General features: G+C 72.7%; 11 protein-coding genes. 4 read left to right on the plus strand and 7 right to left on the minus strand.

What is annotated here, in order from left to right:
* Positions 1-44 precede the first annotated feature (44 nt).
* On the minus strand, positions 45-1,787 hold the full coding sequence (locus F7R91_RS04185; protein ID WP_150944550.1) for a pyruvate dehydrogenase: 1,743 nt from the start codon (positions 1,785-1,787) through the stop codon (positions 45-47).
* A gap of 62 nt (positions 1,788-1,849) precedes the next feature.
* The gene (locus F7R91_RS04190) at positions 1,850-3,403 is read right to left on the minus strand and encodes a protein phosphatase 2C domain-containing protein (RefSeq protein ID WP_150944552.1); all 1,554 of its coding nucleotides are present in this window, start codon (positions 3,401-3,403) and stop codon (positions 1,850-1,852) included.
* 190 nt (positions 3,404-3,593) lie between these two features.
* Between F7R91_RS04190 and F7R91_RS04195 the strand changes: the two genes are divergently transcribed.
* Positions 3,594-4,085 carry a DUF456 domain-containing protein gene (locus F7R91_RS04195; protein ID WP_150944554.1) on the plus strand — a complete coding sequence of 164 codons (492 nt, stop codon included), beginning with the start codon at positions 3,594-3,596 and terminating at the stop codon, positions 4,083-4,085.
* Between the two features lie 62 nt (positions 4,086-4,147).
* Positions 4,148-4,534 (plus strand): PPOX class F420-dependent oxidoreductase, encoded by a 387-nt coding sequence (locus F7R91_RS04200; protein WP_150944556.1) that lies wholly within the window; start codon positions 4,148-4,150, stop codon positions 4,532-4,534.
* Here F7R91_RS04200 and F7R91_RS04205 read toward each other — a convergent pair.
* The 3 genes from F7R91_RS04205 to rsgA form a co-directional block, all read right to left on the minus strand.
* A complete protein-coding gene (locus F7R91_RS04205; RefSeq protein ID WP_191971350.1) occupies positions 4,531-5,010 on the minus strand; it encodes a methylated-DNA--[protein]-cysteine S-methyltransferase in 480 nt (159 codons plus the stop codon). The genes F7R91_RS04200 and F7R91_RS04205 overlap by 4 nt on opposite strands.
* Before the next feature lie 95 nt (positions 5,011-5,105).
* Complete coding sequence (locus F7R91_RS04210) at positions 5,106-6,509, minus strand: bifunctional transcriptional activator/DNA repair enzyme AdaA (protein WP_150944560.1); 1,404 nt, start codon at positions 6,507-6,509, stop codon at positions 5,106-5,108.
* 188 nt (positions 6,510-6,697) lie between these two features.
* Positions 6,698-7,789: a ribosome small subunit-dependent GTPase A gene (rsgA, locus tag F7R91_RS04215; protein WP_150944561.1), complete on the minus strand. Its 1,092-nt coding sequence runs from the start codon at positions 7,787-7,789 to the stop codon at positions 6,698-6,700.
* A 378-nt stretch (positions 7,790-8,167) separates the two neighbouring features.
* Between rsgA and F7R91_RS04220 the strand changes: the two genes are divergently transcribed.
* A complete protein-coding gene (locus F7R91_RS04220) occupies positions 8,168-10,864 on the plus strand; it encodes a bifunctional acetate--CoA ligase family protein/GNAT family N-acetyltransferase (RefSeq protein WP_150944564.1) in 2,697 nt (898 codons plus the stop codon).
* 149 nt (positions 10,865-11,013) lie between these two features.
* Positions 11,014-11,922: a universal stress protein gene (locus F7R91_RS04225; RefSeq protein ID WP_150944565.1), complete on the plus strand. Its 909-nt coding sequence runs from the start codon at positions 11,014-11,016 to the stop codon at positions 11,920-11,922.
* 16 nt (positions 11,923-11,938) lie between these two features.
* On the opposite strand, the gene F7R91_RS04230 is transcribed toward F7R91_RS04225, so the two are convergent.
* Positions 11,939-13,423, minus strand: a complete 1,485-nt coding sequence (locus tag F7R91_RS04230) for a cellulose-binding domain-containing protein (protein WP_150944568.1) — start codon at positions 13,421-13,423, stop codon at positions 11,939-11,941.
* A 279-nt stretch (positions 13,424-13,702) separates the two neighbouring features.
* Positions 13,703-15,022 carry a radical SAM protein gene (locus tag F7R91_RS04235; RefSeq protein ID WP_150944570.1) on the minus strand — a complete coding sequence of 440 codons (1,320 nt, stop codon included), beginning with the start codon at positions 15,020-15,022 and terminating at the stop codon, positions 13,703-13,705.
* Between the last annotated feature and the right edge of the window lie 370 nt (positions 15,023-15,392).

Here is a 15,392-nt window from a genome sequence, read left to right on the forward strand (position 1 = left end):
TGTTGACGGCCGGTCCTTCAGCCTGGCCTCGGTCTCCGGTCGGACTAAGGCCGCGGCACATTGCGCAGGTTGGAGCGGGCCATCTGGAGCATCCGGCCCACCCCGCCGTCCAGCACGATCTTCGACGCGGACAGGGCGAAGCCGGTCACCATCTCGGCGCTGATCTTCGGTGGGATGGAGAGGGCGTTGGGGTCGGTAGCGACGTCGACGAGGGCCGGACCCTTGTGCCGGAACGCTTCCTTCAGCGCCCCGGCGAGCTGTCTGGGCTTCTCGACGCGGATGCCGTGGGCACCGCAGGCGCGGGCCACGGCGGCGAAGTCGGGGTTCTTGTTCGTGGTGCCGTAGGAGGGCAGTCCCGCGACCAGCATCTCCAACTCCACCATGCTCAGGGAGGAGTTGTTGAAGAGGACGACCTTTACCGGCAGGTCGTGCTGGACGAGGGTGAGGAAGTCGCCCATCAGCATGGAGAATCCGCCGTCGCCGGACATTGACACGACCTGGCGGCCGCGATCGGTGAACTGGGCGCCGATCGCCATCGGCAGCGCGTTCGCCATCGAGCCGTGGGAGAAGGAACCGATGACGCGGCGGCGGCCGTTGGGCGAGATGTAGCGGGCGGCCCATACGTTGCACATTCCGGTGTCGACCGTGAAGACCGCGTCCTCGTCGGCGAGTTCGTCGAGCACGGAGGCCACGTACTCGGGATGGATCGGCACATGCTTGTCGACCTTGCGGGTGTACGCCTTGACGACCCCTTCCAGCGCGTCCGCGTGTTTCTTGAGCATCTTGTCGAGGAAGCGCCGGTCCTCCTTGGGCTTCACGCGCGGAAGGAGACAGCGCAGCGTCTCCTTCACATCGCCCCACACGGCGAGGTCCAGCTTGGAGCGGCGGCCCAGGTGTTCGGGCCGGACGTCGACCTGGGCGATCCCGACGTCGTCGGGCAGGAAGGCGTTGTACGGGAAGTCGGTGCCGAGCAGGATCAGCAGATCGCACTCATGGGTGGCCTCGTAGGCGGCGCCGTAGCCGAGCAGACCGCTCATGCCGACGTCGAACTTGTTGTCGTACTGGATCCACTCCTTCCCCCGCAGCGCATGCCCCACAGGCGACTTGATCTTCTCGGCGAGCTCCATGACCTCCGCGTGCGCGCCCGCCGTTCCGCTGCCACAGAACAGGGTGACCTTGCCGGCCTCGTCGATCATCTCGACGAGTCTGTCGATCTCGGCGTCGCCGGGGCGGACGGTGGGGCGGGAGGTGACGAGGGCGGTCTCGACGGGCTTGTCGGGGGCGGGTTGGTCGGCGATGTCGCCGGGCAGGGAGACGACGCTGACGCCGCTGCGGCCGACGGCGTGCTGGATGGCGGTCTGGAGCAGCCGCGGCATCTGCTTCGGGCTGGAGATCAGTTCGCTGTAGTGGCTGCACTCGGCGAACAGCCGGTCGGGGTGGGTCTCCTGGAAGTAGCCGAGGCCGATCTCGCCGGAGGGAATGTGGGAGGCGAGGGCGAGGACTGGCGCCATCGAGCGGTGGGCGTCGTACAGGCCGTTGACGAGATGGAGGTTGCCGGGCCCGCAGGAGCCGGCGCAGGCCGTGAGCCTGCCGGTGATCTGCGCCTCGGCGCCGGCGGCGAAGGCGGCGGTCTCCTCGTGGCGGACGTGCACCCAGTCGATGGCGGCGTTGCGGCGGACGGCGTCCACCACGGGGTTGAGGCTGTCGCCGACGACACCGTAGAGGCGCTTGACCCCGGCGCGGACGAGGATGTCGACGAACTGTTCCGCGACACTCTGCTTGGCCATGACGGCGTACCCCTTCGGTCTCCGAGGATCCCTCCGGTTCCATCAATCCACAGCGAGCGCCGTCACGCCTCCCACACGGCGGCGGCCGTACGGTCGTCCGCGTACCCCTTGACCCTGACCTGGACGTCGGCGAGGTAGGCGGCGAGCCCGGGCGGAGCGTGTCCGGACCACCGGCCGGTCAGGTAGCCGCACAGCTCGGGCTCGCCGCGCAGGGGCTCGGCCAGGCCGTCCGTGCACATCAGGAGCGTGTCACCCGGACGGGCGATGGAGGCGCGGAAGCGGAAGGGTTCGCGGGGCGGCTCGGGGGCGGGTTCGTACGGGCTCGGGGGCGTCGGGATGCCCAGGTCCATGGTGAGCCGGTCGCCCTCGGGCGTCTCGGCGGGCAGTGAGCCGAAGCCGACGACCGGGTCGCCGGTGACGTCGGTGACCCGCGGCTCGATGTCCTGCCACTCTCCGTCGCGCAGCCGGAAGAGTCCGCCGGTGCCGACACCGAAGAACACACGGGTACGGCAGCCGGGGTCGGCGGGCAGGAGGAGGCAGCGCAGGGTGGCCGCGTACTCCTCCGGGTCGATGCCCCGTTCGGCGGCGCCGGCGCGGAGTCTGCCGAGGCTGCGGTCGGTGAGGCGGTGCAGTCCCGACTTCAGTTCGCCGCGGCGGCCGGCCCTGATGTCCTCGGCGAGCCGGGCATGGCTGCGGCCCACGGCCCGGCCGATCCACTGACACGCCTCGGCGGCGGCCCGGTGGGCGCCCGGCGTGGCCCGCGCCCCGGTCGCCATCGCGACCAGGACCAGCGCCTGGTCGCCCGCGCCGAAGCGGGCGGTGAGCAGGGAGTCGCGTCGCGGCTCGCCCCGGAACCTCGCCGAGTCACCGCGTACGGAGGCGGCCCGCAGCGTGGACGCCCCGTACCGGGCGCCGTCGAGCACCGTGTCCGCGACCAGGTCGTCCAGGTCGTCGGGGTCGGCGGGCGGGAGAGCAGTTGGCTCGGCGTCGTAGGTGGGCGGCCCGGAGCCGACGTAGCCGGAGGGCGGCGGCGGGAGCGTGGGGAGGTCCACCTGGGTGGCCGTGCGGACTGCCTCGCCGGAGAGCATGCGGGCGGGAGCGGTGCCCGGCGGACGCCCCTGTGCGGCGGGGCCGGCTTCCGCGGCCTCCACGGCGTCGGCGATGGCGTCGCGGCGGGAGTCGGCTCCGGCGTCGCGGACGACCACGGTGTCCGTCCGCGCGGGCGCGGCGGGGGGCGGCGGTGTGTCGGGGGGCATCGGGGAGGCGGGGACCGGGGTGAGCGGCGTCTGCGTGGACGGACCGTCGCCGGTCGCGGACGCCGTCCGTCCCCGGGGCGCCCGTCCGGCGAATCCCGGCGGGACCGGTCCCGGCGGGAAGGTCGCCTGGACCGGGGGTGCGGCGGGAGGAGGCTCCCACGGGGCGCGCCGTGGCGCGGACTCCGTGCCGCGCGGCGCGTCGGCCGCGGACGCCTCGTCCATCGCCCCGACGGCCGAGGCGTAGCGGTCGTCGAGTGAATCGGGCGCGGCCGTGGGCCCGGTGTCCTCGATGGAGTCGTCGTACAGCTGCCCCCACCAGTCGTCCTCATGACCCGTGGGACTTCCCCCCTGCTGGCTCATGCCCCCAATTGTCCACCGCACGGGCCGGTTGAAAACGGGGCATCCGGAAAATCCCGCTCGCCATTCCGCGCGGGACGGTGTGCCGGCCAGGGTGGGGCCGACCCGTGCGAGAGCGGGGGCCGGTGGCCCGGAACGACCCGTGTGACCTGGCTGACCTGCACTTTCTCCGGTACTCCGGCACTCTGGTCAGATGGGAGTGTGGGACCTCGTGCTGGTCGGCCTGGTCCTCCTGCTCGGCCTGTGCGGAGTACTGGTGCCCGGGCTGCCGGGGTCGTGGCTCGTGTGGGCCGCGGTTCTGTGGTGGGCGCTGAAGGATCCGCAGCCGGTCGCGTGGTGGGTCCTGGTGGGCGCGACCGTCGCGCTGTTCCTCTCCCAGGTGGTGCGCTGGGCGCTGCCTCCCCGGCGGCTGCGCATGAGCGGCGCGACGCCCCGGATGGCGGTGTACGCGGGGGTCGGGGCGCTCCTCGGCTTCTTCCTCATACCGGTGCTCGGCGCCATCCCCGGGTTCATCGGCGGCGTCTACCTCTCCGAACGCCTCCGGCTCGGCCGCCACCGCGAGGCGGTCGCCGCCACCCGGACCGCGATGCACTCGGGCGGCTCCAGCGTGCTGGCGGAACTGTTCACCTGCCTGCTGATCATGGGGGCGTGGATGGGGGCGGTGTTCTGGGGGTCCGGGGCGTAGGGCCTCGGGCCTAGGGCGAGCATCCGATGCGCCCGCCGGCGAGGCGTGTTTGGCTGGCCGTCATGACCGAATTCAGCGCGGCCGAGCGCGCGTACCTCAGGTCGCAGCGGCTGGGGCGACTGGCCACCGTCGACGCCCACGGGCAGCCGCAGGCGAACCCCGTCGGCTTCTTCCCGCAGGACGACGGGACCATCCTGGTGGGCGGCCTCGCGATGGGCCGCACCAAGAAGTGGCGCAATCTGCAGAAGAACCCCAAGGTCGCCCTGGTCGTGGACGACATCGTCAGTCTGCGGCCGTGGCGGGTACGCGGCGTCGACATCCGGGGCGAGGCGGAACTCCTCGTCGGCCCGCACGAGCTGGGCCCGCACTTCAGCGAGGAGGTCATCCGCATCCACCCGCGGCGGATCCACAGCTGGGGGCTGGAGGCCCGCCCGGAGAACGCGGGTTAGAGAGCGCCTTCCAGCGTCAGCAGCGTGGTCTTGCGTTCCAGTCCGCCCGCGTACCCGGTCAGGGAACCGTCGGCGCCGATCACCCGGTGGCACGGGCGGAGGATCAGCAGCGGGTTGGCGCCGATCGCGCCGCCCACGGCCCGTACGACGGCCCTGGGGGCACCGATCCTGGCCGCGATCTCGCCGTACGTCGTGGTGCCGCCGTAGGGAACGGAGTCGAGCGCGCCCCACACCCGCTCGCGGAACTCCGTGCCCGCGGCCCGCAACGTCAGCCGGAACTCCTTGAGTTCACCGGCGAAGTAGGCGGCGAGCTGTTCCCCTGCCGCGCGGAAGGGTCCGGGGTCGTGCCGCCAGCCGTCCTGGACGCTGCGGCCGCCCTTCTGGCCGGGCACGGACAGCGAGGTCAGGGCGCCCGCCGGGTCGGCGGTGAGGAGGAGCGGGCCGAGTGGGCTGTCGATGCTCGTCCAGTACGTCATGGTCCGGCCGGTCACTTCGGTCACGTCTCTCATGCCTGTCCCGTCTGTCATGCCCGTCCCATCTGTCACGCCCGTCATGTCCGTCATGCCTGTCATCACCACTCCAACTCCCCTGCTGCACGCAGGTGTTGCACGGCATAGGAGCGCCAGGGGCGCCAGCTGTCGGGGACGTCCACGCCGGGCGGGGCGACGTCCGGGTCGCCGAGGGCACGGGTGCGGACGGCGGCGGCCGTACGGGCGTCCATGCCGGGCAGCGCGAGCAGCGCGTGCTCCGCGTCGTCCCGGTCGGCGCCCGGGTCCAGCCGTACGACACCGTCGGCGAGGGCGCCGGTGAGCGCGCCCGGAGGACCGTCCGGCTCTGCCTCGGCGAGGACGGCCGGTTCGGGGAAGACATGGGTGAGGCTGCCGCTGGGGGCGTCCAGCACCTTGCCGTACCGCCGGACCAGCCGCTCGGCCTCGGCCGGGCCGGCCAGCGCACGCACGGCCAGTTCCTCGGGATCGGCGGCACCGGGCGAGCGCAGTCCGGGCCGGGCGGCGACCAGTGGGGCGAGCCGTGTGTCGGCGCCGAGCCGCTCGTCGACGGCGTACGGATCGGCGTCGAGGTCGAACAGCCGCCGCAGCCGTCCGACGGCGGTGGTCAGATCGCGGGGGTCGGTGAGCTGGAGGCGGGCGTCCAGCCAGCCGCCGGGGTGGGCGGCGCCGGGCACCGCCCTCGGGGCGCCGGGCCGCTCGTCGACGGCGACGATGCCGGTCCCGTGGGGCAGCCGCATCGTACGACGGTAGGTGCGCCGCCCGGGCGGCCCGCTCACCTCCTCCACGCCGGGCACGGCCTCGTGGGCCAGCAGGTCGAAGACGGCGCCGGCCTGGTACTGCCCCCGGTGTGCGAGCCGCAACGGGATCCCGGCGGCCGGGGTGACCGCACGCCGCGAGGTCCGGCCGCCGCGGGGCGCGGTGGCCCGCAGCTCGCTCGGTGTCGCGGCGTACACCGCACGGACCGTGTCGTTGAACTGCCGCACGCTGGCGAACCCCGACGCGAAGGCGATCCCGGTGACCGCCAGGTCGGTGGTCTGGAGCAGGACGCGCGCGGTGTGCGCCCGCTGGGCCCGGGCCAGGGCGACGGGGCCGGCGCCCAGCTCGGCGGTGAGCTGCCGCTGGACCTGCCGGGCGCTGTAGCCCAGCCGTGCGGCGAGGCCGGCCACGCCCTCGCGGTCGACCACGCCGTCGCCGATCAGCCGCATGGCCCGCCCCACGACGTCGGCCCGTACGTTCCAGTCCGCCGACCCCGGTACGGCGTCCGGCCGGCACCGTCGGCAGGCCCGGAAACCCGAGCCCTGCGCGGCGGCGGCCGTCGCGAAGAACCGTACGTTGTGCCGTTTCGGCGTCATCGCCGGGCAGCTGGGTCGGCAGTAGATCCCGGTGGTCCGGACGGCGAAGAAGAACTCGCCGTCGAACCGGGCGTCTCTGCTCCGCACCGTCTCGTACCTGGTGTCCTCGTCCATCACGCGTTCCAGTTTCCGCCTCGGGCGGGCGTGCCGCTGGCGGAAATCGGACGTGCAGATGACCACCAGCCCGTCCGGCGTTCGAGGAGGAGGCCGTTCAGGCCGGAGCGGGGGCCGGGGGCGGCAGCCCCAGGGAGGTGACACCGGTGCCGGATGACACCGGTGCCGGTGTCACCAGTGCCGGTGACTCAGCGCCAGCGCCCCCGCTTCGCCTCCATCGCCGCCCGGCCCTCCGCCCCCTTCCGCTTCCAGTCCCTGCGGATCTCGGCGCGAAGCCTCGCATCCGTCTTCGCGACGATCCGCTGATTCTCCCGCAGCAGCTTGCGATAGCTGTCCAGCCGCCGCTCGGGCAGCTCACCGGAGTCGATCGCGGCCAGCACCGCGCACCCCGGCTCCGCATCGTGCGCGCAGTCGTGGAAACGGCAGTCCGCCGCCAGATCCTCGATCTCGGAGAAGACCTGCCCGACGCCGCTCCCGGCGTCCCAGAGCCCGACGCCCCTGAGCCCGGGCGTGTCGATCAGCACTCCGCCGCCGGGCAGAGCGAGCAGGTTGCGCGTGGTGGTGGTGTGGCGTCCCTTCCCGTCCACGTCCCGTGTGGCCCGGACATCCATCACGTCCTCGCCGAGCAGCGCGTTCGCGAGCGTCGACTTGCCCGCTCCGGACTGACCGAGCAGTACGGACGTACCGCCGGAGACGACGGCGAGGAACACCTCGAGCCCGTCGCCGTCCAGGGCGCTGACCGGCAGGACCGGCACCCCGGGCGCGGACGTCTCCACGTCCTGCACGAGATGCCCGAGCGTGACGGCGTCCGGCACGAGGTCGGCTTTGGTGAGGACGACGACGGGCTGCGCCCCGGACTCCCAGGCTAGGGCGAGGAACCGTTCGATGCGGCCGAGGTCGAGTTCGACGGCCAGCGACACGGCGACGATCGCGTGGTCGACGTTGGCGGCGAGGATCTGCCCCTCGGACCGCTTGGAGGAGGTGGAGCGCACGAAGGCGGTTCGGCGTGGCAGACACGTCCGTACGTAGCGCGGGTTCCCGCCGGGTTCGAGGGCGACCCAGTCGCCGGTGCACACGACCCGCAGCGGGTCGTGCGGGGTGACGAACGCGGTGTCGGCCCGCACGACCCCGTCGGCGGTGATCACGTCGCACTGCCCGCGGTCGACCCGGACGACGCGTCCGGGCAGCAGCCCTTCGGGCTCGTGGGGGGCGAACTCGTCCGCCCAGGCCTCGTCCCAGCCGTAGGGAGCGAGAGCCGAGAAAGCTGAGGTGGAAGTCAAGGGAAACCCTTCACAAGGGCGGCCCCGGCATCGCGCGCACGGCGCGGAAGGTGTCGAGAAGGTGACGAGATGTCAGCCGGAGGCCACGGAGGTGGACTTGATGAACTTCTGGATGCGGGCAGCGCCCATCACGACGACAGCCATCGGTCACACCTCCCGTTCCGTTCCGTACGACTGACGGCGGCAGCCAACGGCCACCGCTCGAAGTCCGCTCAGGATAGGGACACCCGTCGGCAGGACACCACCCGTTTTCCGCTCTCCCGCGGGCCGGGTCCGCGACGGGACCGTCCGGCCCCCGCGGTGCCCCGTCCGGCCCATCCGCGCACCGGCCGCCGGGCCGGACGATGAGGAGGTCATCGGCCGACGAAAGGGCATGCGATGTCCGCCATCCCCGTATCCGGCGACCGGGTGCACGCGCTGCTCGTCGACGGCACGACCGTGTGCGTACGGCCGGCCGGGCCGGGCGACCACGACGCCGTGCTGCGGCTGTACACCGGAATGTCGGACGCGAACCTGCGCCGGCGGTTCTTCACCCTCAGCCGGCGCTCCGCCGAGCTGGCCGCCGCCCGGGTGACCCGGCCCGCGGACTCCGGCTATCACGCCCTCGTCGCCGAGCACGGGGGGCGGATCATCGGCATCGCCGAGTACCAGAAGGACGCGCGGGCGAGCGGCGACAGCGCCGAGATCGCGCTCGCCGTGAGCGACGGCCGGCACCGCCGCGGGGTGGGCACGCTGCTGCTGGAGCATCTGGTCTCCGCCGCCCGCGCCCGCGGCATCAGGACGTTCACCGCGGACGCCCTCGCCGACAACCACGACGTGCTCAAGGTCTTCGCCGACCTGGGCCTGCGCGCCGTACGGCAGTTCGACGGGCCGGAGGTCCACTGTCTGATCCCGCTCGACGACACGGAGGACTACCGCGTGTCCGTCGAGGGGCGCGGGCGGGCCGCGGACGTGGCGAGTCTGACGCCGCTGCTGCGGCCGGAGTCGGTGGTGGTCGTCGGGGCGGGCCGCAGTCCGGGCTCGGTCGGCCGGGCGGTGCTGCGCAATCTGCGCACCGGCAGGTTTCCGGGCCGGCTGTTCGCGGTCAACCCGAAGGCCGCGACGATCTGCGGGGTGCACGCCTACCCGTCACTCGCCGCGCTGCCGCTGGTGCCGGACCTCGCGGTGATCGCCGTACCCGCCGCGGAGGTCGCCGAGGCGGCCAAGGAGTGCGGAACGCTCGGTGTGCGGGCCCTGCTGGTGGTCTCCGGCGGGCTCGACGCCTCGCAGGCCACGGCGCTGCTGGCAGCCTGCCGCAACCACGACATGCGCCTGGTCGGCCCCAACTGCCTGGGTCTGGCCAATACCGAGGAGGCGGTGCGGCTGGACGCCACCTTCGCCGCCGCCCATCCCGAACCGGGCACGGCCGGAGTGGCCGTGCAGTGCGGCGGCGTAGGCATCGCCCTGCTCGGCGGGCTGGAACGGCTCGGCATCGGCGTCTCCAGCTTCGTCTCGCTCGGCGACAAGTACGACGTCAGCGGCAACGACCTGCTGCAGTGGTGGGAGTCGGACGGACGCACCGGTCTGGCCCTGCTGCACCTGGAGTCCTTCGGCAACCCGCGTGCCTTCTCCCGCACCGCCCGCCGTGTCACCCGCCGTATGCCGATCCTGACGGTCGACGCGGGCCGTACCGAGGCGGGCCGGCGTGCGGCCGCCTCGCACACCGCGGCGGCCGCCACCACGACCATGACCCGGCGGGCGCTGTTCACCCAGGCCGGGATCACCGCCACCCGCACCGTCCCCGAACTCCTGGAGGCGGCGGCCCTGTTGCATGCCCAGCCGCTGCCCCCGGGCAGCCGCGTCGCGGTGGTCACGAACGCGGGCGGCGCGGGTGTGCTCGCCGCCGACGCATGCGCGGAGGCCGGGCTGACCCTGCCGGCGCTGCCGCCGCAGCTGGTGGACGACCTGCTCCGGGTACTGCCCCGGGCCGCCACCGCCGGCAACCCCGTCGACACCACCGCCGCCGTGTCCGAGGAGCAGCTGCGCGCCTGCCTGGACCGGCTGGCCGCCGACGACGCCGTCGACGCCGTCCTGGTCGCGCTGGTGCCCACCGCGGTCGCCGCGGCGACCGGCGACGTCCTCGTCCGGTCCCTCACGCATGCCCCGGACCGCCGCTCCCGTACGACGGCCGCGATCCTCCTCGACCAGGAGACCCCCGTACGGCTGCTGCCGACCGACACCGGCCAGATCCCCGCGTACGCCGATCCGCAGGCCGCCGCCCGTGCCCTCGCGCACGCCGCCGAGCGGGCCCGGTGGCTGGCCCGGCCGCCCGGCACCGTCCCCGAGCTGGACGACGTCGACACCGACCGCGCCCGCGCGGTGGTCGCCGCCCATCTGGAGCACCACCCGGACGGCGGCTGGCTCGACCCGCGCACGTGCGCCGAACTCCTCGGCTGCTACGAGATACCCCAGGTGCCGTGGGCCTGGGCGGAGAGCGAGGACGAGGCCGTGCTGGCCGCCGATCGCCTCAAGGGGCCCGGCGGACAGGTCGTGCTCAAGGCGCACTGGCCGGGGCTGATCCACAAGACGACCGAGCACGCCGTCCGTCTCGATCTGCGCGGCGACGCCCAGGTCCGTGCCGCGTACCGGGATTTCGAGCTCCGCTTCGGCCATGTGATGACCGGTGCGGTGGTGCAGCCGCTCGCCCCACGCGGCATCGAACTGTTCGCGGGCGTGGTGCAGGACGAGGTGTTCGGGCCGCTGGTGCTGTTCGGGCTCGGCGGCACGGCCAGCGAGGTGCTCGCCGACCAGGCCGCACGGCTCGCCCCGCTCACCGACCACGATGTGCACGACCTGATCACCGCACCGCGGTGCGCGCCTCTGCTCTTCGGACTCGACGCACCGGGACCGGTGGATCTGGCGGGCCTGGAACAGGTCCTGCTGCGTCTGTCCCGCATGGCGAGCGACCTGCCGCAGCTCGCGGAGGCCGACCTCAACCCGGTCCTCGCCCTTCGCGACCGTGTCACCGCGCTCGACGCCCGCGTCCGGCTGCTGCCGCGCGACGCCCACGACCCCTATCTGCGCAGGCTCCGCTGAGCCGGTGGGGTGCCGGGCGGCGCAGGGCCGTTAGGCCCTGGAGGTAGGTCACAACGGTCCCTTCTGATGCGGGTGCCCACGCGGGGACGCTGGTGGTGCAGGGGTCCCGTGCCCGCGTGTGCGATCACCGATCCGGGGAGGTGTCGGCCGTGCTTCGCCCTGTTGTCGTAGGACTGGACGGTTCGCCCGAGAGCCTCGCCGCCGCGGAATGGGCGGCCGGGGAGGCACTGCGGCGCGGACTGCCGCTGCGCCTGCTGCACGCGTGGGAGGGCGGTATGGCGCCCGACGAGCCGGAACTTCCCGAGCTCGCGGCGCCACGCCTTAGGGCGCGGCGGATTCTGCGCGGCGCCCTGGACCGGCTCGACGAACGCCGGCCGCAGGTCCATATGAGCGCCGAGCAGGTGACCCGGCCCGCGGTGGAGGCCCTGGTCGCGGCGGGCGACGAAGCCGAGCTGCTGGTGCTGGGCAGCCGGGCGTTCGGCGGCATCGGCGGGTTCATGGCGGGGTCGGTGGCGCTGGCGACGGTCGCCCGCGCGGTGCCCCCCGTCGTCCTGGTACGGGCCGGGCAGCGAGTCGAGGACGAGCATGTGCCGGACGCGGAGGGCCTGCGGTCGGCGCGCACGCCGTACCGCGATGTCGTGGTGGGCGTCGACCCGGCACGTCCCAGCGACGAACTGCTCGCGTTCGCCTTCGAGAGCGCGGCCTTGCGCAAGGCTCCGCTGCGGGTGGTGCACGCCTGGCAGCTGCCGTACGTGCCCGCTGCGCTGGAGTCGAGGGCGCGCAACGCGGTCGGGGCGGCCGCTGAGCGGGCGCTGGCCTCCGCGCTCGGGCCGTGGCGGGAGAAGTATCCCTCGGTGGAGGTCTGTGAGGTGGTGCGGGAAGGCAGTCCGGCGGAGCAGTTGCTGCACGTCTCGCGCGACGCCGGACTGCTGGCCGTCGGCCGCAGGATCCGCCGGGCCAGGCTCGGCGCGCACATCGGCCCGGTCGCCCACGCGGTGCTGCACCATGTGCGGTGCCCGGTTGCGGTCGTGTCGCACGACTGGGCCCCGCACGGGTGAGCCGCCTTCTGGGGCGTCAGGCCTTGGTGCAGCTGTGCCCGTTCAATTCGAAGTCGTACGCCGGGGAGTTCTTGCCCTGCCAGGTCGCCAGGAAGCCGAAGGAGAGCGAACCGTCCGCGGGAACGGCCTGGTTGTAGTCGGTGGCGGTGGCTACGACACGGTCGTCGTTCTGGGTGAAGCGCGCGTCCCACATCTGGCTGACCTGCTGGCCGTCCCGGAAGGCCCAGGCGACCCGCCAGTCGTCGAGGGCCTGGGCGGTGGTGAAGGTGACGGTGGCCTGGAAGCCGTCGGGCCACTGGTTGACGAGCTGGTACCGGACCTCGCAGGTGGACTGTTCGCTCTCGGTGGGCTCCGGGGCGGCGCCGCCGGTGGCCGAGCCCTGGGGTTCGGGGTCGGAGTTCTTCCCCTGGGGCGGAGGGCCGGACGTAGAGGAAGCGCTCGGCGCGGGTTCCGGGGACGACGTCGGCGAGTTGGAGGGCAGCGGGTCGACGGACGGCACGGACACGCGCGGGTCGGCCACCGGCTGGCGGTCGGCCGGGTCGACGGGGGCCGCGGCTCCGGTGCCCTCGCCGCCGAAGGGCATCAACGAGACGGCGAGCGCCAGCAGGGAGACCAGGACGGCCGCCACCAGGAGGCCGTTGCGCAGGACACGCGTCCTGTGCGCCCCGGAGTGCGGCTCCCCGCCCGGTGCGTCGGCCGGTTCCGGGCGTCCGGCGCCGAGGCGGACGTCGGCGGCCCGGCGGCGCCGCTCCAGATAGGCGAGCCCGCCCCAGCCGATCACGCCGCCGGCGAGGGCCCCGGGCAGTCCGCCTGCGTGCAGCCGCAGACAGGCCGCCGCCTCCGCGCAGTCCACACAGCGGGCCAGGTGGCCGGAGAGGTCCGGCGGGGTGTCGGCGGCGGGTGACCGGGTGACGGCGTCGAGCAGCCGGGCGTAGCTGCGGCACTGCGCGTCCATCGGTGTGTCGAGGTGGCTGCGGTGGCAGCGGTCCCGGAACAGGCCGCGCACCTGCGTGAGTTCGTCGGCCACGGTGGCGGGGTCGTGGCCGAGCCGGCGGGCGACGACGGGCAGCGGCAGCGCCTCGACCTCGGTCAGCCACAGCAGCGCGGCGTCCGGTTCCTGGAGGTCGCGCAGACCGCGCAGGGCGATCGGGCGCTGCAACGGCGGTCCGGTGTAGCGCGCGGCCTTGTCCGAGTGGAGCCACAGCCGCAGTTCGGGGTCGAGCCGGTGTCCCTCGCCCCGGTCCTCCCAGAGGGCCGCCGTGGTACGTACGGCGGTCAGCAGCAGGGGGATCATGGGCAGTCGGGCCGGGCGGCGGCCTGCGCCGCGGGAGGGGACGGTCTCACGGGCCTCGCGCATACCGAGGGCGAACGCCTCGGTGGCCAGCTGTGGGGCGGCGGCGGAGCCGGCCGTGCACAGATCGGCGTAGGAGAGCACGGCGTCCCAGCACTCGGAGAACAGCGCGGCCTCGGCGGCGTCCTGGGGGGTCGGCAGGTCGGGCATGAGTCTCCTGCATCCACAAGCGAAGTCAACTCGCCATATCGGCAATGGAGTTGGGGGAAACCTCGCGGCAGGCCACGAGCCTTTCACGGTCTCCGCACAACTGACAAGCGGCATGTTCACATGCTGTACCGGCCTTGACGAGCCACCACTTGGGCGGCCCGCCGGCCGGAATGCACGACTCCGATGGTGCTACGAGAATTGCACGAGGGGAACGCCAAGAAGTATCGATGCCGGTCCACTCAGAGGTGAGTTCGTACCGGCATCGTTACCGGCTCGGGATCACACCTCGGCCGGCTCCTGTGCCGGGAGGCTGTCCATGAAGGAGCTGACGGAGAAGACGGCACGGCCGGGGCCGGGCGGGCCGTAGCCGGGAGGCGAGGACAGACCGAAGTCGTCCATGGTGGCGCGATAGGCCTCCAGCAGCCGGATGTGGTACTCCAGCGGCGCGCCCTGGGGGTTGGCCTTGCCGAGCGGGGTGGTGGGCTCGGGGCACCAGGTGGTGAAGCGGGGCGTGATGCCGTGCGACATGAAGAAGCGCAGGCCCTCGGTGGTCGACGCGATCGCCTCGTCGACCGAGGTGAAGCCGAAGGGCTCGGCCATCTCCACGCCCGCCACGAAGTTGGGGATCACATTGCGGGCGCCGAACACGTCGGCCGAGTCGAGGATGCGCCGGTGCCACTCGTCACGGCCGACGTAACGCTCCTTGCCCGGGCAGTACAGCTCGAACAGACGGCGGTCCCACACCTCGTAGTTGGGGTGGTAGATCTGCACGCCGTAGTCCTTGAAGCGCTGGACGTCGTCCTTGGGCAGCGCCTGTGCGACGACCTTGCCGATCCAGCGGCCCGGGAAGCGCTCCTCGATGGCCTTGGCGTACTGGCCGTAGAAGTCGGCCTCGTCGCGCCCGGCGACCGTCTTGGTGATGGCGCCGCCGGTGAGGGTGTAGGCGGTGGACGCCTTCGCGGTGTCGTACCGGTCGATGATCTCCAGGGCTTCGAGGACCTCCTCGACGTCCTTGACTCCTGTATACGGTCGACCGGCGGCCTTGTGCTGTCGCCAGTTGTGGTTGATGTCGCAGTACTGGCACTCCTCCTTGGCGCCGAAGTACTGGCAGACCCGGAAGACGGTGAGGTAGATCAGGTAGCCCCACTGGATGGTGGGGGCGACCTCCATGACGGACTTCCCGTTGGCGAGGGTGTGCCGGTAGTACTCGGGCATGGGGGGCACGCCGACGTCGGAGATCCGCTTCCCGTCGAGGTAGAGCCCGAGCATGCCGTCCTCGTCGGCGGCCACACGGTACGGCGAGGCGGGGTTCACGCGGACGGAGACGACGGTCCGCCGCAGGTCGTACGGGCCGCCGGTGAGAATGATCTCCTCCGGCGGGCGCCTGAGCGCCGCCTCACCGAGCTCGGGGAGGGTGCCGTGGTCGAAGGAGAAGATGAAGTACGACTTCGGCTTCACCTCGCCCTGCTCGTTGTCGCTCAGGGCCGACGGGTCGAAGGCAACCCCGCCACGGAGCAGGTCCTCCTTGAAGACGGCTTCCCGCGGCACATGCGGGAACCGCTCCATCAGATCCTCGACCAGCGCGGTGCGGCTGCCCATCCGTATCTCCTCCAGGGTCAGGCGTACGACTCCTCACGGTATGCCCCCGGGCCCGCGTGACCGGCGCCGGGTCCCCCTCGCGACCGCGTGTTGGGGCCTCGGCAACTGCCGCAGGCCGGCGCTCTGACTCGTGTCCGGATTGGTTCACGACGATGAGGGCGGGGCAGCCGAGAGGCCATCTGACGACCCCGACTGGACTGAGTCATGAAAAAGGATGCCATCCATATACTTGACCGATTCCAGAATAGATGTACGGTGGGAACCGACTGGATTCACCTCTCGAAGGTGTGCCTCATGTACCGCGCAATGATCTCCGACGCTCCGGTGACTGTGAGGAACGTGCAAGCGTTCGTGGCCGGGCCCTGGATGT

This window comes from Streptomyces luteolifulvus, from assembly GCF_008806595.1.
Classification (GTDB): Bacteria; Actinomycetota; Actinomycetes; order Streptomycetales; family Streptomycetaceae; genus Streptomyces; species Streptomyces luteolifulvus.